Raw genomic sequence first — 25,197 nt, 5'->3', positions numbered from 1 at the left:
ACGGGTTGAGCAAGCTTCGTGTGCATGACATGGCGGGTGAGTTCGGCATCTCGGCGGACGAGGTGATCGCACTGCTGCGCCAGATGGACGTGCCGGTTCGCAGCCATTTGTCGCTGTTGACCGACGATCAGGTATCCCGCATTCGCGCCCGTTGGGAGCGCGAGAAGCGACTGCGTGCCGAAAAGGCGCAGCCGGCGCCTGCGGCTGCGCCGCGGCGGCGGCGTCCGGGGGCTGCCGATGCGGCGCCCGCCGCGGAACCGGAGGCGGCCGCGCCCGCACCGGTGGTCCGCCGCCGTCGTGCGGCCGATGTGGCCGAAGCGCACGAGGCCCACGACACCGCGCACGGAAACGAGCCGGTCGAATCGCCCGAAGCACCGTCGGCTGCTCCCGCGCAGCCCCGGGCGGCGGAAGCCGTGACCGTGGCAGCCGAAGCGCCCACCGCATCGCCGGTACCTGCGGCCTCGACGGCCTCGGCGGCACCGGCCGTCGAATCGGCGCCCGCATCGGCACCTGCACTGGTGCCCACACCGGTCGCCGAAGCTCCCACGGCACCGACGGCGGAGAGCAAGCCGGCCGCGGCCGTGGCTGCCGAGACGAAGCCGGCGGAAGCGCCCACGGCTCCTGTCGTGACCCCGGCCGCAACACCGGCCACCTCGCCGGCCCCGGCGCCACCGTCGGCCGCTCCCGAGGCGGAAACGGCCCGGTCCGCGGCGACACCGCCGGCGGGAACGCCGGCCGTGACTCCGGCTGCGCCGGTGTCCGGCACACCGGTCTCCGCGACGCCGCCCACTGGCGCCGCGACCGTGCGCCCCGCCGCATCCGCATCGGCCCCCGCGGCCGGCAGCGGAGCCGCTTCGGGTACCGGCTCTGCCGGTACGGCGCCGGTGGCCTCATCGGCTCCGGGAGCCGCCGCATCGGCGGGAGCCACGCCGGCTGCGTCGGCGCCCGCCCCGTCTCCCACGGCGTCGCTGCCCGCCGACCGGCCGCGTCCGCGTCCGGCGGTGCCGGGTGCCCCGCGGCCCCGGCCGGTGGCCAGTGCGTCGCCCAACTTCGGGTCGGCACGTCCCATCGCGTCGGCAGCGCCCGGCGGTGGCCTGCAGCAGGGTCAGCGCCGCGATGATCGTCGGGGACCGGGAGGTCCCGGTGGTCCGGGTGGCCATGGCGGTCACGGTGGCGGCGGAGGCCAGCAGGGCGGTGGCGCCCCCCAGCAGGGCGGGCAGAACCAGCAGCGCCGCGGCAAGAAGAACAAGCGGGGAGCGGTCGATCAGGAAGCGGTGTCGGCCAACATCACCAAGACGATGACCGCCCTGCGCGGTGCGCCGCAGCGCGGCCGCGCCGGTCGTCGCTTCGGTGCCGAAATGCGCGCCGAGATGGAGGAGCAGCGTCAGGCCGCGGCCGAGCGCGAACGGAAGACCGTGCGCGTCAACGAGTTCATCACGGTATCCGAACTCGCGCAGATCCTCGGCATTTCCGCCACGCAGATCGTGGGCTTCGCGTTCAAGACGCTCGGCCTCATGGTCACCATCAACCAGCGTCTCGACTTCGATCAGATCGAACTGATCGCCGGTGAATTCGGTTTCCAGGCCGTCAAGGAAAGCGACTACGCCGCCGATCTGCCCGATTCGGAAGAAGTGGATCGCGCGGAAGATCTCGTGCCGCGTCCGCCGGTCGTGACCATCATGGGTCACGTCGACCACGGCAAGACGTCGTTGCTCGACTACATCCGCAAGGCCAACGTGGTCGCCGGCGAAGCCGGTGGCATCACGCAGCACATCGGTGCCTACCATGTGCAGGTGGCCGGTGGGCGACAGATCACGTTCCTCGACACACCGGGTCACGAGGCCTTCACGGCCATGCGTGCGCGCGGTGCGCAGGTCACCGACATCGTCGTGATCGTCATCGCGGCCGACGACCAGGTCATGCCGCAGACGGTGGAAGCGATCTCGCACGCCAAGAGCGCCGGCGTGCCGATCATCATCGCCATCAACAAGGTCGATCTGCCGACGGCGAACATTCCGAAGGTGAAGCAGGACCTGCTGCAGCACGAGGTCGTGCTCGAGGAGTTCGGCGGCACGGTGCTGCATTCGGAGATCTCGGCCAAGAAGGGAACCGGGGTGAGCGATCTGCTCGACCAGATCCTGCTGCAGGCCGACATTCTCGAACTCAAGGCCAATCCGAAGCGTCGCGCCACGGGCTCCGTGGTCGAAGCCCAGCTCGATCAGGGCAAGGGCCCCGTGGCCACCGTGCTCGTGCAGAACGGCACGCTCAAGGTGGGCGACGACTACATCTGCGGTATCCATTCCGGTCGCGTGCGCGCCATGCTCGACGAGCGTGGCAAGCAGGTGAAGGAAGCCGGTCCGGCCATTCCGGTGCAGATCCTCGGTCTCACGGGCGTGCCCATGGCCGGCGATCAGCTCCTGGTGGTCGACGACGCCACGGCCGCGCGCGAAATCGCGCAGCGTCGTGAACGGCTCGACCGCGAGGCCAAGAGCCGCCGCACCACGCGTGGTGTGGTGTCGCTCGAGGACTTCATGTCGCAGGCGTCGGCTGGCCAGAAGCGTCAGTTGCGTCTCGTCATCAAGGCCGACCAGGGCGGTCCGGCGGAAGCGCTCGCCGACGCACTCGGGCAGCTGTCCAACCCCGAAGTGCAGGTGGACATCATCCATCGTGGTGTCGGTGCGATTGCCGAGAGCGACATCCTGCTCGCCAAGGCATCGGGAGCGATCATCATCGGCTTCCACGTGCGTCCCGACAACAACGCACGGGCGGCGGCCGAACGCGAAGGCGTCGACATCAAGCTCTATCGCATCATCTACGAAGCCGTGGCCGATGTGAAGGCGGCGCTCGAAGGCATGCTGCGTCCGGAAGAGCGCGAGGTGGTGTTCGGCGAAGCCGAAGTGCGCGAGACCTTCAAGGTGCCGCGTGCCGGGACCATCGCCGGTTGCATCGTCCGGTCGGGGATCATCAACCGCAAGGGCCGGGTGCGTGTCATCCGCGATGGTGTCGAGTTGTACGATGGCGCGATCTCCTCGCTGCGTCGCTTCAAGGACGACGTCAACGAGGTGAAGGAAGGGTACGAGTGCGGCATCGGCATCGAGAACTTCAACGACATCAAGGTCGGCGACGTGTTCGAGTGCTACCGCACCGAGGAAGTGGCGCGCACACTCGATCAGGCCGCGAAGTCCTGAGGAGGAATCATGGGCGAACCGCGGCGTCCTGACCGCGTCGCCGAAGCGATCCGCGAAGAGGTCGCGACCTTCCTGTCGGAAGGCGCGAAGGATCCGCGGATCCGCGCGTTCGTCACCGTCACGGCGGTGGATGTGACGCGCGATCTTCGGCACGCGACGGTCTTCGTCAGCCTGATGGGCGACGAGGCCGACAAGAAGTCCACGACGGAGGGGCTGGCCAGCGTGGCCAGTCACCTTCGCTCGCGACTGGGCCGTTCCCTGCGTCTGCGTTCGGCACCGGAGATCCATTTCCGGACCGACGAAAGCGTGGCACGGGCCTCACGCATCGAACAGCTCCTCTCGCAGATCCGCGATGAACGGGAGCAGCGGGACGCCTCGGCAGAGACGCCCGATGGCGCCGACGGAGCCGAATGACATGGACAACGGAGCGCACGGGATGATCGGCGCTCCGATGCGGTCGGGCGTTCTGTATGTCGACAAGCCCGCCGGTCGTTCGTCTCATGATGTGGTCGGCCTGGTGCGCCGAGCCGCCCGCACGCGCCGCGTGGGGCATGCGGGTACCCTCGATCCGTTCGCGACGGGATTGCTCGTCGTGGCCATTGGGCCGTACACACGACTGCTGCCGTACATCGTCGGTGAACCCAAGGTGTACGAGGCGACCATCCGGTTCGGCAGCGAAACCGACACCGACGACAGCACCGGTCGGACCATCCGTGAAGCGCCGGTGCCCGCCCGCGACGTGTTGGGTGAGCCGGCACATGCAACGCGGGTGGCGGCCGAGTCCCAGCTCACGGGCCGCATTCAACAGGTGCCTCCGCAGTATTCCGCGAAACATGTGGATGGTCAGCGGGCCTACGATCTGGCGCGGCGTGGACAGGAGGTCGTCCTGCCGCCGGTGGACGTCGAGGTGCATCGCTGGGAGTGGCTCGGCGCCACGGAAGAGACCCTCGATGTCCGCATCACCTGTGGCGGAGGCACCTACATCCGTGCCCTCGCGCGCGATCTCGGTCGCGCGTTGGGCAGCGCGGCGCACTGCGCGACGCTGCGACGCACGGCCAGCGGCCCCGCCACGGTGGAGCAGGCCGTGCCCTATGAACAGCTCGTTCCCGGCAGTGTGGCGGACGGCGACCTGACCCTGCGTTCGCCACTCGATCTGCTCGGCGACATCGCGCGCGAAGTCATCGATGATGACGGCGTGCAGGCACTGCGTTTCGGTCGCACGTTGCCGGCCACCTTGCCGGGATCGCAGGCTGCGCTCGTGTACGATGGAGCGGTCGCCGCACTGGCCGTGCGCGCGGGGGATCGGTGGCAGCCACGCGTGGTGCTGATCGGCGCGAACGGCGGAGCAAACGAATGATGCCCGACATTACTCCGATCGAATGTGGATTGCCCGTGCCGCCGGAAGGCGCGGTGGTCACCGTGGGCACGTTCGACGGTGTGCATCGCGGTCATCACGATGTGCTGGAGCGTCTGGTGCAGCGTGCCACGGCGCGTGGATTGCCCAGCGTGGTGATCACGTTCGAGCCGCATCCGCTCGAAGTGGTGAATCCGGCCGTCGCTCCGCCGCTGCTCACGTTGCATCAGGAGAAGCTCGAGCTGCTGGCGCAGTCGGGGGTGTCGTACGTGGCGGTCCTGCCGTTCACGCCCACGCTGGCCGCGTTCGAAGCGGAGTACTTCGTCGATCACGTGCTGCGGGAACGTTTTGCGATGGCCGAGTTGCTGGTGGGCCACGATCATGGCTTCGGCCGCGGACGTCTGGGTGACATCACGGTGCTGCGGGCGCTGGGCGCCGCGCGTGGATTCGGCGTGACGGTGCTGTCGCCGGTGCACGCGGCCGATGGCACGGCGATCAGTTCGACCACCATCCGGAAGGCCATCAGTGAGGGCGATCTCGATCGGGCCGCCGCCGGTCTTGGCCGGCCGTACAGCGTGTCGGGTGTGGTCGTGCGGGGCGATCAGCGGGGGCGCACCATCGGGTATCCCACGCTCAACCTGTCCGCGCCGTCTCCCCGGAAGTTGCTGCCGCCGGACGGCGTGTACGCGGTGCGGGTCCAGCTGCCCGAGGGCCCGTTCGGCGGCATGCTGAACCTGGGCCCCCGTCCGACCTTCGGAGATGCCGGCCGTCGTATCGAGACCCATGTGTTCGATGCGGGCCGGGACTGGTACGGTGCCCACATCCGGCTCGATTTCGTGCGACGGTTGCGGGGCACCCGTCCGTTTTCCGGCATCGACGCGCTGCGGGCGCAGTTGGCGGATGACGAGCGGCAGGCCAGGGACGCCCTGCGTCAGGCCGGTGGCGAGTCTCCCATGGAATTTCCCGCCTGATTCCTGCCGGATCCCTGCCCGATCTTCCCGCGCACGGCCCCTGACTGGCTACCGCCGCGCGTCGAGCGCACCTAAGTTTAGGGGCTTGGTGCACTTCGCGTGCGCTTGCCGTGTTTCCCGCGCCCCTTCGGTCCGGCGCGTCGACATTTCCTCTGGCCACCGGCATCGATGGCAAACCTGAAGTACCGCATCCTGCTCATTGTGGGGCTCCTGGCGGCGTCCGTGTTCGCGCTCTTCCCGCGCACGGTCGTCGAGCGCGTCAAACGCGACGGCGTGTTCGTCTACGATACCGTACGCCGTGTCCCGCTCAAGCGTGGACTCGATCTGCAGGGGGGAATGCATCTCACCCTCGAAGTCGACGAATCCAAGCAGACCGTCGCCGACAAATCGGAAGCGCTCGACCGGGCGCTCAAGGTCGTGCGTCAACGCATCGACGAATTCGGCGTGGCCGAACCCGTGGTGCAGAAGGCGGGCGCCGAACGGCTGATCGTCGAACTGCCTGGTATCGACGATGCCGAACGCGCGCAGGACGTCGTGCAGAAGTCGGCCTTCCTCGAATTCCAGATCACCGACAAGACGCAGGCGCTGGAGAAGGTGATCGCGCGCTTCGACGAAATCGCCAAGGCGCAGGGCATCTCGGTGGCGTCCGGTGCCGCGTCGGCCTCGGGTGATTCCGCGAAGGCCACGTCGGTCGGTGCGCTGCTCACGCAGAAGAGCGACAGTGCGAAGGATTCCACGGCGGTGGCTGGCACCACGGGCGCGGACAGCGCGGCCAAGGCGCCGGTCGGTGGTCTCTTCAGTTCGAATGTGCAGGCCGGTCAGATTCCCGGACAGTACATTGTGCCCGAGTCGGCCTATCCGGCCATCGACCGCGCGCTCCAGAACCCCGCGCTCCAGGCCGCGGTGCCGCCGGGCAAGGTGATCCGCTGGGGCGTCGATTCGCTGGTCTCCGGCACGCAGCGCTACCGTGCGCTCTACGTGCTCGATGCGCGTCCGATCATCACGGGTGAAGTGCTGACCGACGCGCGTCCGGCCACCGATCCGGTGGAAGGCAACGTGGTGCAGTTCACGCTGAACAACGAAGGCGCGCGTCGTTTCAAGTCCGAAACGGGCAAGCATGTGCGCGACAACATGGCCATCGTGCTCGACCAGAAGGTCGTGACGGCGCCCATCCTGAACAGCGCCATCGGCCGCAACGGCCAGATCACCCTCGGCGGCGGCACGCTGCAGTCGGCGCAGGACCTCGCACTCGTCCTGCGCGCCGGTGCACTGCCGGTACCGCTCAAGGTCGCCGAAGTGCGACAGATCGGTGCCAGCCTCGGGAACGACTCCATCACCAAGGGCGTGCTCGCACTGGGCGTCGCCTTTGCGCTGGTGCTCGTGATCCTGGTGGTGTACTACCGTTTCTCCGGCGTGCTCGCCGTGATCGCGCTGCTGCTGTATCTCGTGTATACCCTGGCGATTCTCGCCGGCTTCAATGCGGTGGTGACGTTGCCCGGTCTTGCCGGCTTTGTGCTCTCCATCGGTATGGCCGTCGACAACAACGTGCTGATCTTCGAGCGCATCCGCGAAGAGCTCGATCACGGGAAATCCACGCGTCTCGCCATCGACGAAGGCTTCCGGCACGCGCTCGGCGCCATCATCGACACCTCGGCCGCGACGATTCTCTCCGGCATGGTGCTGTACCAGTACGGCACCGGACCGGTCCGCGGCTTCGCCGTTACGCTCATCGCCGGTCTCGTGGCCGCGCTCTTCACGACGATCTTCGTGACCAAGACTTTCTTCCTCGTCTGGCTGAACCGCTCGCGCGGTACGCAGGCGCTGAGCATCTGAGGCCACCATGCTGCGCATCTTTCACAATACGAAGTACGAGTTCGTGCGCTGGTGGCGTGTGGCCGCAGGGCTCACGCTGGCGTTCATCGCCGCCGGGTTCATCAGCTTCGCGGTGACCGGTGGGGTCAACTACAGCATCGAGTTCACCGGCGGCACGCTGATGCAGGTGCAGTTCAAGACGCCGCCCGATGTGGCTGAGGTCCGTGGCGCGCTCGACGCCGCGGGCATCACTGGCGCGGAAATCCAGCAGTACGGTACCGCCACCGACTTCACCATCCGCGCGCGTGACGAGAAGCAGGTGGAAGCCCAGGCTGCCGGTGCCGAAGGCATCTCCAAGACCATCGCGACGGCGCTCGACGCCAAGTTCGGTGCGGGAGCCGTGACGATCGTGCGCACCGAAGCCGTCGGCCCCAAGGTCGGCGCCGAACTGCGCACCGGTGCCGCGATGGCGATGCTGATCGCGTCCATCTTCACGCTCATCTACCTCGCCATCCGGTTCGACTGGCGCTTCGGTCTGGCCGCCGTGCTCTCCACCACGCACGACATCCTGATCACGCTCGCGTTCATCAAGATCTTCCATATCGAAGTCTCGCTGACCGTGGTGGCCGCCATTCTCACCCTCGTCGGCTACTCGGCCAACGACACGATCATCATCTTCGATCGTGTGCGTGAGAACCTGAAGAAGCCGCACAAGGGCGAGTCGCTGTCGCACATTCTCGATCGCTCCATCAACGAGACGCTGCCGCGCTCGATCATGACGCACGCCACGACCTTCTCGGCCACGCTCGCGCTGCTGCTGCTGGCGGGTGAAGTGATCCGGCCGTTCGCGTGGGTCATGGCGTTCGGTGTGGTGATGGCGACGTTCTCGTCCATCTACGTGGCCGGTCCGCTGCTGCTCTGGATCGAGCACAAGTGGCCGCGTCTCGACGATGCGGCCACGGCCCGCGCCGTGCGTGCGGGTGAACCCGTGGCCGCCGCGCCGGCGCGTGGCACCGGGAAGGTGTCGACGCGCTGAGCGTCGGCACCCCTGTCATTGCGACGATGAACGAGGTGGCATCGGCCTCCGCATTCGACTTTGCGGACAGTCATGTCCACCTCGCATCGGAGGCCTTCGCGGACGACGTGGAGGCCATCATCGAACGGGCCCGCGCTGCAGGAGCGCGGGCCCTCGTCTGTATCGGGGAGTCACCGGCCGCGGCCGCGCGGGCCCGGGCCATTGCCGCCCGGCATCCCTCGCTCGTGTTTCACACCTGCGGCGTGCATCCCCACGATGCGGCGGCATGGGACGATGTCCGCGATGCCGAGGCCGTGCGCGAAGCCGTGACGCTTGGCGCGGTGGCGGTCGGGGAGTGCGGACTCGACTATCACTACGATCACTCCCCGCGTGCCACGCAGCGCCAGGCCCTCGACGCACAATTGCGTCTCGCGGCGGAGCTCGACCGACCCATCGTGCTGCATACACGGGAGGCCGAGGACGATACCCGCGACATGCTGCGCGACGCGCAGGCGGCCGGTGTTCGCGGCGTGTTGCATTGTTTCACCGGTACGCCAGGTCTGGCCGAAGCCGGACTCGCGGCCGGCTGGCACGTGTCGTTCAGCGGTATCATCACGTTCCGCAACTGGACCGACGAAACGCTGCTGCGTCTGGTGCCGGACGACCGTCTGCTGGTGGAGTCGGATGCCCCTTATCTTGCCCCGGTACCGTATCGCGGGAAACGCAATGAGTCTTCGTGGGTACCGCTCACGGTGCGGCGCCTGGCGGAGGTTCGTGGGATAGCCGCCGGGGACCTCGCGGCGATCACGTTGCGGAACACCCGCCGTTTTTTTGCTCTGCCGTCCGACGACGCATCCGCGCTGCGGTCGCCTGCCACTTCCTGAACGGAATTCCTTCACGATGACCACCGTCACGTCGCTTCACACCGACCATGCTCCCAAGGCCATCGGGCCGTATGCCCAGGCGGTCCGGGCGAACGGATTTCTCTTCACCGCCGGACAGATTCCACTCGATCCGGTGAGCATGGAGATCGTGGGCGAGGACGTGGGGCCGCAGACCGATCGGGTTCTGGCCAACCTGACAGCCGTGCTCACCGAAGCGGGTTGCACCTGGGCTTCGGTGGTGAAGACCACGGTGTTTCTGCGCACCATGGACGATTTTGCGGCCATGAACGAGGTCTACGCGCGGGTGCTGGGTGATGCCCGTCCGGCGCGCTCCACGGTGGCCGTGGCCGGACTGCCACGCAACGTCCGCGTGGAGATCGAACTCGTGGCCGCGCTGCCCACCGCGTGAACATGCGCCTCCGGCGGACGAGCGTGCGCATCGAACGCGCCGTGGCTGCGGTCGTCCTGACTCTGTCCATGGCGATCGCGCCGCGACTTCTGCACGCTCAGCAGCGCACCGACAGCGCGCGGGTGACTCCGCCCACGCCGCCGGCGGGAGCACCGATGCCGACGCCCAGCATTCCCGCGCAGCCCCCCGCTCGCACCGTTGCGCCCACGTTGGGAATGCGGGGCAAGGCGCCGCTCACCCCCAAGCGTGCGTTTCTGAACTCGGTGCTGCTGCCGGGCCTGGGGCAGTCCCGACTCGACCGTGGATCGTCGGGTGCCCTGTTCGCCAGTGTCGAACTGGCGGCGCTGGTCATGCTGCGGCGCACCGCCGCCGATGTACGCGAGGCCCGCCGCTATCTGACCGACACCATTCCCGACGAATTCGTGGTGTCCACGTCCGGGACTGGTACGGAAACGAAAGTCACGGCCAGCGGCACCATCGTGGGGCCGTACACCAGCGATCTCGTGCGGGCGCGTCGGCTGCACGCCGAGGACTGGATCGCGGTGATTGCCTTCAATCACCTCTTTGCCGGTGCCGATGCGTTCGTGTCGGCGCAGCTGTGGGATATGCCCGTGCAGCTCAGCGCGGCGCCCACCACGCAGGGGCCGATGTTCGTCGTTTCGGTGCGGTTCTAGCGGCGTATTGGAGCGATCACCCGGTAGCCCTCAGAGGGCTTGCCGTTCGATCCGGTCCAGCACCGTCGCCGGTGTCGCGCCATTCCACTGCCGCCGGGTGATCGCGGCGTCATCGATCACCAGATACTGCTGATCGAGATACCAGGCCCCCGCATTGCCGTAGACACCACGCCCTGTCTGCCGCAGCATCGGCACGTGCGAATGCCCATGCAGCACCAGCCGAGGGCCATCGGGATCGGCAAGAGCCGCACTCCCCACCGCGAGCAGTCCTGCGCCACCGTCGCGCGCGCGCGCCTTGCGGCTGGTATGGGATGATCGGGCCGCAATCCAGGTGGCCAGATTGGGGTGCAGCCATGAAAACGCCGTGATCGACAGCGGATGACGCAACACGGTGCGCAAACGGCGGTAGGGCGCGTCTTCCTTGTCACGCAGGCCGTCGCCGTGCGCCAGCAGCGTGTCCCACGGGCCGATCAGGCCCCGCCAGGGGTCGAGGGTATACTCGGCCCCCGTTTCGGCACGCAGGGCCTCTCCGCCCCAACAATCGTGATTGCCGCCGATCCATAGCACGGGGATGCCGGCGTCGTGCAGATCGGCCAGCGCCGCCAACGCCCGGAAGCCCACGCGCGGCATCGCATGGCGCCAGGCAAACCAGAAGTCGAACAGATCGCCCATGATCACCAGCGAACGGGCGTCCTCCGGCACCGTTCGCAGGAGATGCAGCAATCCGCGCTCGGCCTCTCGGGAAGCCACGCCGAGATGCGCATCGCCGACGACATAGCAAGGGGTGGGCAGCACGAGGGCAGTCTAACCCGTCCGCGGTCGGTGGACAAATCGACGTTGGACCGTATCGCTGCCCGGTCCACGTTGCTTGGCGGCGTCCCGTTACGCCGACATCTTCCCCGCATGCCTCTCGAGACGATTTCCGAACTCCGCGTGCGATACGCCGAGACCGACCAGATGGGCGTGGTGTACCATGCCAACTACCTGGTGTGGTGCGAGATCGGGCGCACGGACTTCATTCGTGCGGCCGGACGTTCGTACGCCGACCTCGAACGTGACGGCGTCCGGCTCGCCGTCTCGGAAGCCACGATCCGCTTTCACGCCTCGGCGCGCTATGACGACCGCATCCGGGTGTACACCACCATCGCGGCCGTCGGATCACGCGGCATGACCTTCGCCTATCGGGTGATGCGCGTGGACGACGACGGGCAGGAGACCGTACTCGTGCGCGCCACCACCTCGCTCGTGTGCACCAACGTCGAAGGACGACTCGCCACACTGCCGCGTGATGTGCGCGACTGGCTGGCCGCCGCCGCGAATGATTCCGAGGGCACGGACGATGCGGCGCTGGCCGCGTCGACCACTTCGACACCACCTCGCAAGGAGTGACGCATGCGGAAATGTCTCGGACTGCTGCTGACCGGCTGCGTGGGGATCCTGTTCTCGGCTTGCGCACGAGCTGCAATGGGGCCGGGAGCAGGGGCGGGCGAAGAGAATGGCGCGGAGAGCGTCGTGCGACGGGAAGCGCGTCTTCTGTCGATGGTCGATCAACGACAGGCCGATACCCTGCTCGTCGATGCCTTGCTGCGTGATGGCGATGCAGGGCGGAGGGCCCGCACGGCGCTGGCCATCGGACAGGTGCGCATGAAAGCGCGCTACCCCGTGTTGCGGCAATTGCTGGTCGATGGCGACACCAGTATCGCGGCCAACGCGGCCTATGCCCTCGGCATTGGCAAAGACACCGCCGCACTCGTGATGCTGGCTCGTGCCGTGGCCGGCGCTCCCGATCCCGTGGCGCGTGAAGCCGCGTGGTCACTCGGCGAGATCGGCGAACCGGCGCGCACCGTGCTCACGGTGGCGCTGGGCGAAGGGCAGGCGCGGCCGCTGGTGTCGAGTACCGCGGCGCAGCGCGCGCCGGCCGTGCGCGCGGCATTGCTGCTGGCCACGGTGAAGCTGCGTCCGGCGCCGATCCCGCTCGTCACGCCATGGTTGGCCGATACATCGGCGGAGGTCGTACGGGCGGCCGCCTACGTGATCGGACGATTGCGCGCACCGGCGGGAGCACGTGCCGTCATGACCGTGCGTGCGCATCGCGACGAAGAGGTGCGGCAACACGTGGCACGCGCGCTGACCAGGGCCACGGTGGGGGATTCACTGGCCACGCCAGCCCGTGAAGCGCTACGCGTACTGGTGAGGGACAGCAGTGAACGTGTGCGAGTGAACGCCGCACGCAGTCTGGCATCGTTCGGACCCGCGGTGGCCGATCAGGTCGACCCGTTGTTCCGCGACCCTGCGGCCAATGTGCGCGTCGCCATTGCGGAAGTGGCGGGAGAACCGCTGGGCAAGGATCTCGCCAGATGGCAACGGGCATGGAATGCCGACACGGCACTCGCCGTGCGCCGTCTCCTGCTCGGACAGGCCCGGCGTCTCGACGTGAATCTGGCGCCGGAGATCGAAACCGAGTGGAGTGGCAATACCGACTGGCAGTATCGCGTGGCCGCGGTCGCCGCCGTCGATCGCGAATCGGCCGCCGCGCGCCGGGACACGGCCGTGGCGATCCGTCTGCTCGCCGATCGCGATCCGCGGGTACAGCGCGCGGCGCGCATGCGTCTGGGCCGGCGTGACTCCACGGCCAATGGTGCGGCGAATGCCGCGGGCGGTGCGAATGCACGTTCCACGACGCCGCAGCCGAGACCACTGGCCGACTATGAGGCGCTGGTGCGGCGATATGTGCTGAACAGCACACCCACCCGCGCCTTCATCGATACCGACCGGGGTACCATCACACTCGAACTCTTCGGACGGGAGGCGCCGTTGGTGGTCGAAGCCTTCGTGCGTCTCGCGCAGAACGGCACGTATCGGAACACCTGGTTCCACCGCGTGGTACCCAATTTCGTCGTGCAGGATGGCGACGCCAGCGGGGATGGTTCGGGGGCATCCGGTTTCACGCTTCGTGAGAGCTGGACCCGCAAACGTCATGAACGTGGATGCCTCGGACTGGCCACGTCCGGGCCCGATACCGGTGGCAGTCAGTACTACCTCTGCCACTCCTCGCAGCCGCATCTCGACGGCGGCTACACCGTGTTCGGTCGTGTGATCGACGGGTACGAGGTGATGGATCGCATCGTCCAGGGAGATCGCATGCTTCGGGTCCGGGTTCCGTAATGGTGGCAACATGGTGACAACGGGAGTGATCACGAGAGTGACCATCAGAGTGGCCACGACGGTGATGCTGACCGTGGGGCTCGCGGCCTGCGCGCCAAAAGCGCAGCCCCTGGTGGGAACACCCACACCGGCGAAGTTGCCCGCGCTGTCGATCGACAGCCGACCGCATGTGCTGCGCTTCACCTGGACGTACAAGGACGAGACGTTCGAAGCCAACGGCGATGGGGCCGTGCGGGTGCAGGGCCCCGATCGTGCACGGCTGGATTTTTTCCTGCGCAACGGCATGGCCGGTGGATATGCCATTCTGTTGGGTGATTCACTCGTGACACCCGGCGCGGATTTCGTGAAACGTCTGCTGCCGCCCCCGCCGCTGCTGTGGGCATCGCTCGGCCGTCTCGCCGTGCCGGCCACCCCCGATACCACGGCGCGGATGGACGGGGCGATCTTGCGCGCCGACCTCGGTGTCCTGCGTGGCAAGGACGCGTCGGGGGCGGATGGCCGGGCGTGGCGTCTCGCCATTACGGGCACCGACCTGCAGCGCGTGGAACGCATCGAAGGTGGCAAGGTCGTGGAGTGGCTCGATCGTCAGCGCGGCGCCGACGGACAGTGGCGCGTGCAGTATGTTCATGAACGCGGCAAACGTCGTCTGACGATCGCCGTGACCGATACCATGTTCGTCGAGGGATTCGATGCAGCCATCTGGCGCCGATCATAAGGCGCAGCGGATCACGCGCAGGGATTTCTGGCAGCGCGTCGTGACCGGCGCGGTGCATGGCATGGCCGTGCGCACGCTGGTGGCGTCGGCCGCACTGAGTGTGTTGCCCGCGTGTTACAGCTTTTCGGGCGGTGGTGGCCTGCCGCGCAGTATCAAGACCGTGGCCATCCAGCCCTTCGACAATCAGACGGCGTCACCCGAACTGCAACGCGAAGTGTTCGACGAGTTGCGCAAGGTGATGCGGGACCGGCTCAACCTGCGCGAAGCGCCCGAGGCGCGCGCCGATCTCGTGGTGCGTGGCGTCGTCGCGAAATACGACGTCGATCTGCCGGCCGGTGCGAGCGCCGATGGCCGGCAGACCACCACGACCAGGCGACGACTGCAGCTCTCGCTCGATGTGGAGATCATCGAGCAGGCCACGGGGCGCGAGTTGTACAAGAAGACCGGCCTGCAGCGTGAAGGGCAGTACGCCGAAGGTTCGGAAAAGACCGGGCGACGCAATGCACTCGAGAGTCTCATGAACGACATCGTCGAGGGGCTGCAGTCGCAATGGTGATGCGTGAAGCGAGGCATGATGCAACGAGTGATGCGGACGGCGAAACGCCGCGTCATCCGGCACGCAAGGTGATGAGCTGGGACGAGGCCGCGGCCTGGCGGGAACAGGTGCACGGACCGGTGGTCTTCACCAACGGCGTGTTCGATCTGCTGCATCCCGGGCACATCCAGGTGCTCGACACGGCGCGCCGTGAAGGGGCCGCGCTCGTGGTGGGGATCAACAGCGATGCGTCGGTGCAGCGTCTCAAAGGGCCCACGCGTCCGGTGCGCAACACCGCCGAACGCGCGCTGGTGCTGGCCGGGCTGGAAGCCGTCGATGCCGTGGTGGTGTTCGGCGAGGACACGCCGCAGCAACTCGTGGCCTGTCTGCAGCCGGATGTGATCGTCAAGGGCGGCGACTATTCGCCCGAGACGATCGTTGGGGCCGATCTCGTGACGGCGCGCGGTGGGCGCGTCGTCGTCGTCCCGCTCGTGGCGGGACAGTCCACTACCTCGATCATCGAGAAACTGCGTGCCTGAGATTTCCATTCCCCGTGCGCGTACCGAACGCACGAACGATGCGTTGCGTGCAGTCACCCTCGAGCGTGGCGCGGTGCGATACGCCGAAGGCTCCTGTCTCGTGTCGTTCGGCGGCACGCGGGTGTTGTGTGCCGCGTCGGTGGAGGCGGGTGTGCCGGGTTGGAAGAAGGGCAGCGGGGAAGGCTGGGTGACCGCCGAATACGCCATGCTGCCACGGGCGACGCGCACGCGATCCTCCCGCGAGCGTCAGCAACTCGGCGGTCGCACGCAGGAGATCCAGCGCCTGATCGGACGTTCCGTGCGCGCGATGCTCGACGATTTCCATTTCGGCGAGTTCACCATCAAGGTCGATTGTGACGTGTTGCAGGCCGATGGCGGCACCCGCACGGCGGCAATCACCGGCGCCTGCGTGGCCGTGCACGATGCGTTCGCCTGGATGGTGAGCACGGGGCGCATTATCTCGTCGCCGGTGAAGCGACGAGTGGCGGCCATCAGTGTCGGCGTGGTGGACGGCGAGGTGCGCCTCGATCTCGACTACGAGGAGGACGTGCGCGCCGCGGTGGACATGAACGTCGTCATGAGCAGCGAGGGCCGGTTCGTGGAGGTGCAGGGCACCGGCGAGCACGGCACGTTCTCCCGTGAGGAACTCGATGCGTTGCTGCGGTCCGCGGTATCGGGAATCGAGACGCTGCTCGCCGAGCAGTCGCGCATCCTCGGCCAGGCCCTCAGTGTCGAGTCGCGTCGTTGAGCGATGCACCATGAGCGATGCGCTGTTGAACCACACACGCCCCGTGCTGCTGGCCACGCGCAGTGCGGGCAAGTTGCATGAACTGTCGGCGTTGCTGGTGGAGGCCGGCATCGCCGCGGAGACGCTGACCGATGCGGGCCTGGCGGAGTCGCCCGAGGAGGAGCGGCTCGAAGTGCACGCCACCTTCGCGGAAAACGCGCTCGCCAAGGCGCGCTGGTTCGCCGAGCGCAGTGGACGGGTGGTGCTCGCCGACGATTCCGGGTTGTGCGTGGACGCGCTCGACGGGCGTCCCGGGGTGCACAGCAAACGCTGGAGTGGGCGCACCGATCTCGAGGGTGAGGCGCTGGATGCCGAGAACAACCGGCTGCTGCTGGCGGCACTCGAGGACGCGGCTGCGCGGGGCCGTCCGGAACGGACCGCGCACTATGTCTGTGCCGCGGCCTGCGCCTGGCCGGCGGGAGTGCCAGGCCATGAAGGCGAGGCGGGCCGCCGTGTCACCGGCTTCACCACGATCGGCGAAAGCGCGGGCACCATTCTGCGGACGCCGCGGGGGGTGGGTGGTTTTGGCTACGATCCCTGGTTCGCGTCGACCCCACTGGGCGGGCGCACGTTCGCGGAAGTCACCCGGGAGGAGAAGGCGGCCGTGAGTCATCGGGGCGCGGCCTTCCGGGCGCTGTTGGCGGAGGTGCGGGCCCGGTTGGGAGCAGGCGCTGCGAAGCCGGTGCGGCACCCCCGTTGACCTGACCGGGGTGCGAAGGTATACTGCGCGGCTCCTGATGTACGGGGCGTAGCGTAGCCCGGTATCGCGCCTGCTTTGGGAGCAGGAGGTCGCCGGTTCGAATCCGGCCGCCCCGATCCGTTGGTGTCGTAGGCGTGGTGTCGAATCGGTGGATCCATGCGGTGCCGGTGGAACGCCGGGGTATCTGCGGCGATCGGCTGGCAGGTGGGACCGTTCGATTTCATGCGAGCGGAGCAGGGCCTGCTTCGGCAGGGTGGCAAGGTGCCCGGGAGGGTGACCAGTTGCGACGGGTAGGCGCCAGTAGCTCAGATGGATAGAGCGGCAGCCTTCTAAGCTGTTGGTCGGGGGTTCGAATCCCTCCTGGCGCGCTGGGTTGGTCGAAGTCTCGGATACACGCGAGTCATGCACCCTTAGCTCAATGGTAGAGCAGCTGACTCTTAATCAGTAGGTTCTAGGTTCGAGTCCTAGAGGGTGCACTGCAGGGCGTCCAGTTTCACGGACGGATCGGGTAAAAAGTTTCGAAACACCCCTTGTGTTTCCAAGCCAGCCCGATTAAATAGTGAGACTCGGAGCAAACGCGGTCGCAATCGTGTCACGATTGAGTCCTGCTTCGATGGCATGGCGGCGGGTCTTCGGGCCGGGCTGCAAACGCTGGTGAAGTCGGTAAGGCTGTTTGGTGTTGTTGGTCGTGGTTCTGCAGGCCGATCTCGGTGCTCGCTGGAACGGATCTCAACTCTTCGAGGCTTTCACGGTTTTCTCTCGGTGGTGATCGGGTTCGATTCCCGGTGATGCTTCTTGGTGGCTTCGGCCACCTGACCGCGGCGGCAGGGGTTCCCTGGCCGCCGTTGCTGTCTCCGGTGTGGTGATGTGGTTGGTGGGGCCTGTCGAAAGGCGGGCGGTGATCCCTGAAAAAGATCGCGATTGGGGCTTGCGCTCCTGACCCTGAACACATAACTTCGCCACCCCTTCGTCGGACGATGCACGACGCGACGCGAGTTGCGCGGCGGTCCGGAGGGTCTCGAAAGTGTGTTGCGTGCGACTGACGTCGCGACAAAAGACACCGAAAGCGAGGCCTTGACGAAGCGAAGACAGCAGGTTAAGCTTAGAGACTGCCGCCGAAACGGTGGCAAAACAAAAAGATGTAAGTTACGCAGCCGCAAGCGGTTGCGAAAACATAGCAGGTTCGCTGTTTGACAATCGATGTTGAGATCGACGGATGTGCGGGGCGGTCTCTATGACCTGCGGCTTCTTCAGGGCTGCAGCGAGAGATCAACCTGATGATTCTGTGATTCGCGTTTCGATCGACCGGTTGATCCGGTCGGATCATGCGAAGAGCCTATCGAAACCTTCAAGGTTTTTAACTATTGGAGAGTTTGATCCTGGCTCAGGACGAACGCTGGCGGCGTGCTTAACACATGCAAGTCACGGGGGCCCGCAAGGGCAACCGGCGAACGGGTGCGTAACACGTGAACAATCTGCCTAGATGTGGGGGATAGCCGGCCCAACGGCCGGGTAATACCGCATACGCTCACCGGGTGGCATCACTTGGTGAGGAAACCTCCGGGGCATCTAGAGGAGTTCGCGGCCTATCAGCTAGTTGGTGGGGTAACGGCCTACCAAGGCAATGACGGGTAGCTGGTCTGAGAGGATGGCCAGCCACATTGGGACTGAGATACGGCCCAGACTCCTACGGGAGGCAGCAGTGGGGAATATTGCGCAATGGCCGAAAGGCTGACGCAGCGACGCCGCGTGGGGGATGAAGCATTTCGGTGTGTAAACCCCTGTTGCCCGGGACGAACAAGCAGATTTTTCTGCTCTGACGGTACCGGGTGAGGAAGCACCGGCTAACTCCGTGCCAGCAGCCGCGGTAATACGGAGGGTGCGAGCGTTGTCCGGAATCACTGGGCGTAAAGGGCGCGTAGGCGGTCTGCTAAGCGTGCGGTGAAAGCCCGGGGCTCAACCCCGGGTCTGCCGTGCGAACTGGTGGACTAGAGCACTGTAGAGGCAGGTGGAATTCCGGGTGTAGCGGTGGAATGCGTAGAGATCCGGAAGAACACCGGTGGCGAAGGCGGCCTGCTGGGCAGTAGCTGACGCTGAGGCGCGACAGCGTGGGGAGCAAACAGGATTAGATACCCTGGTAGTCCACGCCGTAAACGATGGGGACTAGGTGCTTGGGGGAGCGACCCCTCGAGTGCCGGCGCTAACGCATTAAGTCCCCCGCCTGGGGAGTACGGCCGCAAGGCTGAAACTCAAAGGAATTGACGGGGGCCCGCACAAGCGGTGGAGCATGTGGTTTAATTCGACGCAACGCGAAGAACCTTACCCAGGCTTGACATGGATGGGAAAGCCTCTGGAAACAGGGGCCCCTCTTCGGAGCTCATTCACAGGTGCTGCATGGCTGTCGTCAGCTCGTGTCGTGAGATGTTGGGTTAAGTCCCGCAACGAGCGCAACCCTTGCCCTTAGTTACCAGCGAGTAAAGTCGGGGACTCTAGGGGGACTGCCGGTGCCAAACCGGAGGAAGGTGGGGACGACGTCAAGTCATCATGGTCCTTACGTCTGGGGCTACACACGTGCTACAATGGCCGGTACAGAGGGCTGCGAAAGAGCAATCTGGAGCCAATCCCTAAAGCCGGCCTCAGTTCGGATTGTCGTCTGCAACTCGACGGCATGAAGCTGGAATCGCTAGTAATCGCGGATCAGCGACGCCGCGGTGAATACGTTCCCGGGCCTTGTACACACCGCCCGTCACGCCATGGAAGCTGTGAGCGCCCGAAGTCGGTGCCGGAACCCGCAAGGGGCCAAGCCGCCTAAGGCGAGCGCAGTGACTGGGGCGAAGTCGTAACAAGGTAGCCGTAGGGGAACCTGCGGCTGGATCACCTCCTTTCCGGAGCGACGAGTAGAACGGCCTTCGGGCGTCGGTTCGAAAGTCCCGGAGCAAGTCGTCCGCTCTGCACATTCTCGATCTCAACAACGATTGTCGATTCTTTCGATCCGAAAGGGTCGATGCTGTTTGACAACGGATGTGGGTAGTGATCGTGGGTACTACAGCAGATGTGTGCGGCCATCGGCCGGGCGCACTGCTGCTAGGACGAAGAACCTCAGTGAGACGTAGTACCGATTGCACGTCGAAAGGCGTGCTTCTGTAAACGCTCACTCGTTCGAAAGCGCGTGCTTTGCTTGAACAGTTGGGAAAGAGTCAAGCGAACGAAAGTATGTGGGGGATGCCTGGGCACATAGAGGCGATGAAGGACGCGGTAAGCTGCGATAAGCTCGGGGGAGCGGCACACACGCATTGATCCCGAGATTTCCGAATGGGGAAACCCAACCGAGCGCGAGTTCGGTTACCACGCAAGTGGAGCAAACCAGGGGAACTGAAACATCTAAGTACCCTGAGGAAGAGAAATCAAACGAGATGCCCTGAGTAGTGGCGAGCGAAACGGGCACAGGCCAAACCGTTCTCCTTGTGGGAGCGGGGTTGTAGGACCTACACACGCAATCAGCGAAGTCAGTCGAAGTCTCCTGGAACGGAGCGCCAAAGACGGTGATAGCCCGGTAGGCGAAGGCGATGTACTGGTTGTAGTAGAGTTCCTGAGTAACGCCCGACCCGAGTAATCGGGCGTGAAACCGGGGGGACCACCCTCCAAGCCTAAAGACTCCTATGTGACCGATAGTGGACGAGTACCGTGAGGGACAGGTGAAAAGCACCCCTGTGCGGGGAGTGAAAGAGATCCTGAAACCACATACTTACAAGCGGTAGGAGGCTGGACCGGGCAACCGGTCACGGCTGACTGCGTGCCTTTTGCATTATGATCCGGCGAGTTACTCCTCAGATGCGAGGCTAAGGTGCTCAGCACCGGAGCCACAGCGAAAGCGAGTCCTGTAACGAGGGCGCATGAGTATCTGGGGGTACGACCCGAAACCAGGGCGATCTACCCATGAGCAGGGTGAAGCTGAGGTAACACTTAGTGGAGGCCCGAACCGGTGTGGGTTGAAAACCATTCGGATGACTTGTGGGTAGGGGTGAAAGGCCAATCAAGCCTGGAGATAGCTGGTTCTCCCCGAAATCTATTGAGGTAGAGCCTCGAGGCGTGTCAGCAGGGGGTAGAGCGACTGGAAGGGCGCGGGGGGTCGTAGACCCTACCAACCCCTACCAAACTCCGAATACCTGACTGATGGACCTCGGGAGGCAGTCGCTGAGCGATAATGTCCAGCGGCGAGAGGGAAAGAACCCAGAACCACAGCTAAGGCCCCGAAGTGGCCGCTGAGTATAGCGAAGGATGTCGTCGTGCAGAGACAACTGGGAGGTTGGCTTAGAAGCAGCCATTCCTTGAAAGAGTGCGTAATAGCTCACCAGTCCAGCGTGATGGCGCCGAGAATGGTCGGGATTAAGCGGCCCGCCGAAGCTTGGTCTTGCAGCTTTGCTGCAGGGGTAGGGGAGCGTTCCCTGTGCGTTGAAGCGAGCGTGGAAACGATACTCGTGGAGCGAAGGGAAGTGAGGATGCCGGATTGAGTACGCGCAAATGCGGGTGAGAACCCCGCACACCGTAAGCCCAAGGATTCCTGCGCCATGGCAATCAGCGCAGGGTGAGGCGGACCCTAAGGTGAGGCCCCAGAGGCGTAACCGATGGACAGCCGGTCAAAATTCCGGCCCCGTCTTGTATCCGTTGAAGCAATCAGGGACCCTGGAACGAAGCGCGAGCGGTCTTGTGGATGACCGTTCAAGGGTGTAGAGCAATCGAGACCCGAGTACGAGGTGGCGGGGCAACCCAACACCAAGTCGTGTAGAGTCGGCAGGCAAGAAAAGCTGATTGTGGAGGATATAGGACGTCCGTACCGCAAACCGACACAGGTGGGCTAGGCGAGTAGCCTCAGGTGAACGAGTGAAACGTGGTCAAGGAACTCGGCATAATGATCCCGTAACTTCGGAAGAAGGGATGCCCCCTCTGGTAGCCAGACTTGCTCTGGTCGCTCGAGGAGGCCGCAGAGAATCGGCCCAAGCGACTGTTTAGCAAAAACACAGGTGCGTGCCAAGCCGCGTAAGGCGCCGTATACGCACTGACGCCTGCCCGGTGCCGGAAGGTTAAGGGGAGAGGTTAGGGAGCAATCCCGAAGCTTTGAGCCGAAGCCCCGGTAAACGGCGGCCGTAACTATAACGGTCCTAAGGTAGCGAAATTCCTTGTCGGGTAAGTTCCGACCTGCACGAATGGCGTAACGACTTGGGCACTGTCTCGACCACGCGCTCGGCGAAATAGCAGTCTCGGTGAGGATTCCGAGTCCCCGCGACAGGACAAAAAGACCCCATGCACCTTTACTGTAGCTTGTCATTGGCGTTTGCATAGGACTGTGTAGCATAGGTGGGAGCCGTTGAGACGGGGGCGCTAGCTCTCGTGGAGGCATCAGTGAAATACCACCCTGTGCTGTGTGAACGCCTCACCGCGGTAGGCAAACCCTATCCGGGACCGTGGCAGGTGGGCAGTTTGACTGGGGCGGTCGCCTCCGAAAGAGTAACGGAGGCGCGCGAAGGTTGGCTCAGCGCGGTCGGTAATCGCGCTTATAGAGTGTAACGGCAGAAGCCAGCCTGACGGCGAGACCGACGGGTCGAGCCGAGACGAAAGTCGGCCGTAGTGATCCGGTAGCCCGGTGTGGATCGGCTATCGCGCAACGGATAAAAGGTACGCTGGGGATAACAGGCTTATCGCGCCCGAGAGTTCATATCGACGGCGCGGTTTGGCACCTCGATGTCGGCTTGTCACATCCTGGGGCTGGAGAAGGTCCCAAGGGTCCGGCTGTTCGCCGGTTAAAGTGGCACATGAGCTGGGTTCAGAACGTCGTGAGACAGTTCGGTCTGTATCCGTCGTGGGCGTTGGAGAATTGAGGGGAGCGGACTTTAGTACGAGAGGACCGAGTCGGACGACCCGCTCGTGTCCCGGCTGTGGCGCCAGCTGCAACGCCGGGTAGCGATGGTCGGTGGCGATAACCGCTGAAAGCATCTAAGTGGGAAGCGCCCCCCAAGATGAATTCTCCCTGGAGCCTTGAGCTCCCTGAAGGGCCGGAGGAGACTACTCCGTCGATAGGCGGCACGTGGAAGCGTTGCAAGACGTTCCGAGCGCAGCCGTCCTAATCGCCCGTGCGGCTTGACTCCCCCATGGTTTTTCCATGGTTAAGCAATCCCGCAGAGCACACGCACGTCATGCTTCGCATCGCCTCGCACGGCGACGAAGCCCCATGATCACTCCCATCCGTTTGTCAGCTGCATTCGCGCTGCGTCTACGCAGTCGCATACAGCGATTTTGACAACTGAAGTTTCGCTGGCAACTAGAGCGTCAGGGCCATACCCGTTCCCATCCCGAACACGGTCGTCAAGCCTGATAGCGCCGATGGTACTCCGGGCGAGAGCTCGCGGGAGAGTAGGCCGTTGCCGGCACCCTTTGAAGCCCCCGTCACACTGGACACTGTCCCGGTGGCGGGGGCTTCGTCATTGTTACCTGCCACTCGATCCCGCTCATCGCGTGCACACCGAGCGCGCACACCGAGTCCCCATGAGTGATCCCATGACTGCTCCCACCAGGGCCGGTATCGTCACCGTCGCAGGATTCCCCAATGCCGGGAAGTCCTCCCTCCTCAATCGGCTGGTCGGCGAAAGCCTCGCCATCACCTCCAGCAAGGCGCAGAGCACCCGCCACCGCGTCGTCGGCATCCGTACCGCCGACAACGCCCAGATGGTGATTCTCGATACGCCCGGACTGCTCGAGCCCCGCGACACGCTGCACAGCGCCATGCGCAACGCCGCACTGGCCGCCGTCCGCGACGCGGACGTGCTGGTGCATGTCGTCGACGCGACGCGGGCCATTCCCACATCCTTCGCCGAAGCCGCACAACTCGACCAGGCGCCCCGCGCCTCCGTGCTGCTGGCGCTCAACAAGGCCGATCTCCTCGACGCCGAACGTCGCGATGCGCTGCGGGTGTTGCATCCCCAAGCCGTCTTCTGCTCGGCCGTCACCGGAGAAGGGATCGAGGCCCTCGTGCAGGCGATCGCCGAGCGGCTTCCGGAAAGCCCATATCTGTATCCGGATGACGAGCTCTCCACGCAGCCCACCCGGTTTTTCTGCGCCGAGTTCGTGCGCGAGACCGCCCTCGAACAACTGGGCGATGAACTGCCGCATGCGCTGGCGTGTGAAATCGAGGAGTTCCGCGAAGGGAGTTCACCGCTGTACATTCGTGCGGTCCTGCATGTCGAACGTGACAGCCAGAAACGCATCGTGATCGGAGCGAACGGGCAGCAGATCAAGAAGCTCGGACGGGTGGCGCGCGAGAAGATCGAGCGCTTCCTCGGTCAGTCCGTGTACCTCGACCTCTGGGTCAAGGTGTTGCCGAATTGGCGCCGCAATCGTGCGGCCGTCATGCGGCTCGGTTACGGCGACCCGAACACGCGCGCGTGAGCTGCGCACGAATGGGCAGGCAGGGAAGCCTGTGGCGTCATCTGCGTTTCGCGATGGCGGGGGCGTTGCTTTTCGCGTTCGCGCCGGACCGGGCGATGGCGCAGAACGAAGGCGTGGCCTTTCTCAACATGCCGCCCGGGGCGCGCGCGATCGGGCAGGGTGATGCCACGGTGGCCGATACCTTGCTTGGCACGGAGGCGATGTGGTGGAATCCGGCGCTGCTTGCGCGGTTGCCCAAGCGGGAGATCGCCGTGCACAACACCCAGTCCCTCGCGTTCGACGCGAACACGATTGCGCTGGCGGTGCCGTCGAAGGTACTCGGCACGCTGGCGGTCTCCGGAACGATCGTCGACTTCGGCAGCGTGCCCCAGACGGGCCCCGATCCCGAGTCGCCGTCGGGCGGCACGTTGGGCGTATACAACTACATCCTCGCGGCATCGTATGCCAGCCCGATGGGGAAGCGGTTCAATGCGGGGGTGACGTACAAATTCATCATGCTCCGAAACCCCTGTTCCGGCTACTGCGGCCCGACCTGGACGGATAGGAAGGCGTCGACGAGTGCCGTCGATCTTGGTGTGCAATATCTGACACCGACAAAACTCCCCGTCTCGCTGGGGTTGGCCATTCGCAATATCGGGCCGGATATGCAGGTCAAGGACGCCGCTCAGGCAGACCCGCTGCCGCGCCTCGTGCAGGTGGGTGCCCGGGTGCAGGTCCCGCTGGCCGCACTCGAGCGAAACAACGCCTCCCTCGAGCTGGCGACGGATTTTTTCAGTACCAACAGTATGGGCGAGGCGGTCGTTGGGGCAGGCGTCACGTTGGGGTACCGCCAGATCGCCTTCCTGCAAGGCGGATACAAGACGGGTTCCGATCTCACGGCCGGACCATCGATCGGCGTTGGATTTCGCAGTGGAGGGTTCGGTCTGGATATCGCGCGCCGCTTCGACTCCTTCTCACGCGATCTCTCGAGTCCGCCCACCTATGTCATGCTCCGGGCGCGGTTTTGAAC

At 65.3% G+C, this 25,197-nt stretch carries 18 protein-coding genes, 3 tRNA genes, 3 rRNA genes and 1 pseudogene; 24 read left to right on the top strand and 1 reads right to left on the bottom strand.

Translation table 11 applies throughout. The annotated features are described in order from the left end of the window. Positions 1–5: 5 nt before the first annotated feature. From infB to WG208_RS07660, 9 genes are all read left to right on the top strand, one after another. Positions 6–3,188 (top strand): translation initiation factor IF-2, encoded by a 3,183-nt coding sequence (gene infB / locus WG208_RS07700; RefSeq protein WP_337170752.1) that lies wholly within the window; start codon positions 6–8, stop codon positions 3,186–3,188. Between the two features lie 9 nt (positions 3,189–3,197). After that, complete coding sequence (gene rbfA / locus WG208_RS07695; RefSeq protein ID WP_337170751.1) at positions 3,198–3,602, top strand: 30S ribosome-binding factor RbfA; 405 nt, start codon at positions 3,198–3,200, stop codon at positions 3,600–3,602. 22 nt (positions 3,603–3,624) lie between these two features. Then, positions 3,625–4,545, top strand: a complete 921-nt coding sequence (gene truB / locus WG208_RS07690; RefSeq protein ID WP_337170750.1) for a tRNA pseudouridine(55) synthase TruB — start codon at positions 3,625–3,627, stop codon at positions 4,543–4,545. Beyond that, positions 4,545–5,513 carry a bifunctional riboflavin kinase/FAD synthetase gene (locus WG208_RS07685; protein WP_337170749.1) on the top strand — a complete coding sequence of 323 codons (969 nt, stop codon included), beginning with the start codon at positions 4,545–4,547 and terminating at the stop codon, positions 5,511–5,513. The genes truB and WG208_RS07685 overlap by 1 nt, the downstream gene beginning before the upstream one ends. 168 nt (positions 5,514–5,681) lie before the next feature. Beyond that, positions 5,682–7,346, top strand: a complete 1,665-nt coding sequence (gene secD / locus WG208_RS07680; protein WP_337170748.1) for a protein translocase subunit SecD — start codon at positions 5,682–5,684, stop codon at positions 7,344–7,346. 7 nt (positions 7,347–7,353) lie between these two features. Then, on the top strand, positions 7,354–8,361 hold the full coding sequence (gene secF / locus WG208_RS07675) for a protein translocase subunit SecF (RefSeq protein WP_337170747.1): 1,008 nt from the start codon (positions 7,354–7,356) through the stop codon (positions 8,359–8,361). A gap of 26 nt (positions 8,362–8,387) precedes the next feature. Further along, complete coding sequence (locus WG208_RS07670; protein WP_337170746.1) at positions 8,388–9,224, top strand: TatD family hydrolase; 837 nt, start codon at positions 8,388–8,390, stop codon at positions 9,222–9,224. Between the two features lie 16 nt (positions 9,225–9,240). Further along, positions 9,241–9,633 (top strand): RidA family protein, encoded by a 393-nt coding sequence (locus WG208_RS07665; protein WP_337170745.1) that lies wholly within the window; start codon positions 9,241–9,243, stop codon positions 9,631–9,633. Next, on the top strand, positions 9,630–10,307 hold the full coding sequence (locus WG208_RS07660) for a hypothetical protein (RefSeq protein ID WP_337170744.1): 678 nt from the start codon (positions 9,630–9,632) through the stop codon (positions 10,305–10,307). The genes WG208_RS07665 and WG208_RS07660 overlap by 4 nt, the downstream gene beginning before the upstream one ends. A 30-nt stretch (positions 10,308–10,337) precedes the next feature. Here WG208_RS07660 and WG208_RS07655 read toward each other — a convergent pair whose 3' ends face one another. Further along, entirely contained in the window at positions 10,338–11,102 is a 765-nt protein-coding gene (locus WG208_RS07655) for a UDP-2,3-diacylglucosamine diphosphatase (RefSeq protein ID WP_337170743.1), read from the bottom strand. 108 nt (positions 11,103–11,210) lie between these two features. Between WG208_RS07655 and WG208_RS07650 the strand changes: the two genes are divergently transcribed. From WG208_RS07650 to WG208_RS07580, 15 genes and pseudogenes are all read left to right on the top strand, one after another. Continuing rightward, complete coding sequence (locus WG208_RS07650; RefSeq protein ID WP_337170742.1) at positions 11,211–11,696, top strand: thioesterase family protein; 486 nt, start codon at positions 11,211–11,213, stop codon at positions 11,694–11,696. A gap of 3 nt (positions 11,697–11,699) precedes the next feature. Further along, positions 11,700–13,472 (top strand): peptidylprolyl isomerase, encoded by a 1,773-nt coding sequence (locus WG208_RS07645; RefSeq protein ID WP_337170741.1) that lies wholly within the window; start codon positions 11,700–11,702, stop codon positions 13,470–13,472. Positions 13,473–13,509: 37 nt separating this feature from the next. After that, a complete protein-coding gene (locus tag WG208_RS07640; protein ID WP_337170740.1) occupies positions 13,510–14,187 on the top strand; it encodes a hypothetical protein in 678 nt (225 codons plus the stop codon). Further along, positions 14,162–14,743 (top strand): LptE family protein, encoded by a 582-nt coding sequence (locus tag WG208_RS07635; protein ID WP_337170739.1) that lies wholly within the window; start codon positions 14,162–14,164, stop codon positions 14,741–14,743. The genes WG208_RS07640 and WG208_RS07635 overlap by 26 nt, the downstream gene beginning before the upstream one ends. Positions 14,744–14,862: 119 nt before the next feature. Beyond that, a pseudogene (rfaE2, locus tag WG208_RS07630) lies at positions 14,863–15,261 on the top strand (D-glycero-beta-D-manno-heptose 1-phosphate adenylyltransferase); the annotation flags it as partial. Further along, complete coding sequence (rph, locus tag WG208_RS07625) at positions 15,254–16,009, top strand: ribonuclease PH (protein ID WP_337170737.1); 756 nt, start codon at positions 15,254–15,256, stop codon at positions 16,007–16,009. The pseudogene rfaE2 and the gene rph, both read left to right, overlap by 8 nt. A 10-nt stretch (positions 16,010–16,019) precedes the next feature. Next, a complete protein-coding gene (locus WG208_RS07620; RefSeq protein WP_337170736.1) occupies positions 16,020–16,748 on the top strand; it encodes a non-canonical purine NTP pyrophosphatase in 729 nt (242 codons plus the stop codon). Positions 16,749–16,790: 42 nt separating this feature from the next. Continuing rightward, positions 16,791–16,864: transfer RNA gene (locus WG208_RS07615), tRNA-Pro, on the top strand. A 178-nt stretch (positions 16,865–17,042) separates the two neighbouring features. Continuing rightward, a tRNA-Arg gene (locus WG208_RS07610) sits at positions 17,043–17,116 on the top strand. 36 nt (positions 17,117–17,152) lie between these two features. Continuing rightward, positions 17,153–17,224, top strand: a tRNA-Lys gene (locus WG208_RS07605). Between the two features lie 885 nt (positions 17,225–18,109). Then, a 16S ribosomal RNA gene (locus WG208_RS07600) occupies positions 18,110–19,633 on the top strand. Between the two features lie 310 nt (positions 19,634–19,943). Beyond that, positions 19,944–22,891, top strand: a 23S ribosomal RNA gene (locus WG208_RS07595). A gap of 165 nt (positions 22,892–23,056) precedes the next feature. Further along, positions 23,057–23,173: ribosomal RNA gene (gene rrf / locus WG208_RS07590) — 5S ribosomal RNA — on the top strand. Together the 16S, 23S and 5S rRNA genes form the textbook arrangement of a ribosomal RNA operon. A gap of 115 nt (positions 23,174–23,288) precedes the next feature. Next, positions 23,289–24,188: a GTPase Era gene (gene era, locus WG208_RS07585; RefSeq protein WP_337170735.1), complete on the top strand. Its 900-nt coding sequence runs from the start codon at positions 23,289–23,291 to the stop codon at positions 24,186–24,188. Then, complete coding sequence (locus WG208_RS07580) at positions 24,185–25,195, top strand: PorV/PorQ family protein (protein WP_337170734.1); 1,011 nt, start codon at positions 24,185–24,187, stop codon at positions 25,193–25,195. Before era ends, WG208_RS07580 begins: the two co-directional genes overlap by 4 nt. The last annotated feature ends 2 nt before the right edge of the window (positions 25,196–25,197 follow it).

Source organism: Gemmatimonas aurantiaca (assembly GCF_037190085.1).
Taxonomy (GTDB): domain Bacteria; phylum Gemmatimonadota; class Gemmatimonadetes; order Gemmatimonadales; family Gemmatimonadaceae; genus Gemmatimonas; species Gemmatimonas aurantiaca_A.
The sequence above is the reverse complement of the archived record's forward strand: the minus strand, read 5'-3'. Positions and strand labels throughout refer to the sequence as shown.

What these genes read in the sequence shown, in the direction of transcription:
- WG208_RS07685 (WP_337170749.1), top strand. Translation starts at nt 4,545, where the DNA reads ATGCCCGACATTACTCCGATCGAATGTGGATTGCCCGTGCCGCCGGAA.
- WG208_RS07650 (WP_337170742.1), top strand. Translation starts at nt 11,211, where the DNA reads ATGCCTCTCGAGACGATTTCCGAACTCCGCGTGCGATACGCCGAGACC.
- WG208_RS07635 (WP_337170739.1), top strand. Translation starts at nt 14,162, where the DNA reads ATGCAGCCATCTGGCGCCGATCATAAGGCGCAGCGGATCACGCGCAGG.
- WG208_RS07665 (WP_337170745.1), top strand. Translation starts at nt 9,241, where the DNA reads ATGACCACCGTCACGTCGCTTCACACCGACCATGCTCCCAAGGCCATC.
- era (WP_337170735.1), top strand. Translation starts at nt 23,289, where the DNA reads ATGAGTGATCCCATGACTGCTCCCACCAGGGCCGGTATCGTCACCGTC.
- secF (WP_337170747.1), top strand. Translation starts at nt 7,354, where the DNA reads ATGCTGCGCATCTTTCACAATACGAAGTACGAGTTCGTGCGCTGGTGG.
- rbfA (WP_337170751.1), top strand. Translation starts at nt 3,198, where the DNA reads ATGGGCGAACCGCGGCGTCCTGACCGCGTCGCCGAAGCGATCCGCGAA.
- WG208_RS07645 (WP_337170741.1), top strand. Translation starts at nt 11,700, where the DNA reads ATGCGGAAATGTCTCGGACTGCTGCTGACCGGCTGCGTGGGGATCCTG.
- WG208_RS07620 (WP_337170736.1), top strand. Translation starts at nt 16,020, where the DNA reads ATGAGCGATGCGCTGTTGAACCACACACGCCCCGTGCTGCTGGCCACG.
- WG208_RS07670 (WP_337170746.1), top strand. Translation starts at nt 8,388, where the DNA reads ATGAACGAGGTGGCATCGGCCTCCGCATTCGACTTTGCGGACAGTCAT.
- secD (WP_337170748.1), top strand. Translation starts at nt 5,682, where the DNA reads ATGGCAAACCTGAAGTACCGCATCCTGCTCATTGTGGGGCTCCTGGCG.
- truB (WP_337170750.1), top strand. Translation starts at nt 3,625, where the DNA reads ATGATCGGCGCTCCGATGCGGTCGGGCGTTCTGTATGTCGACAAGCCC.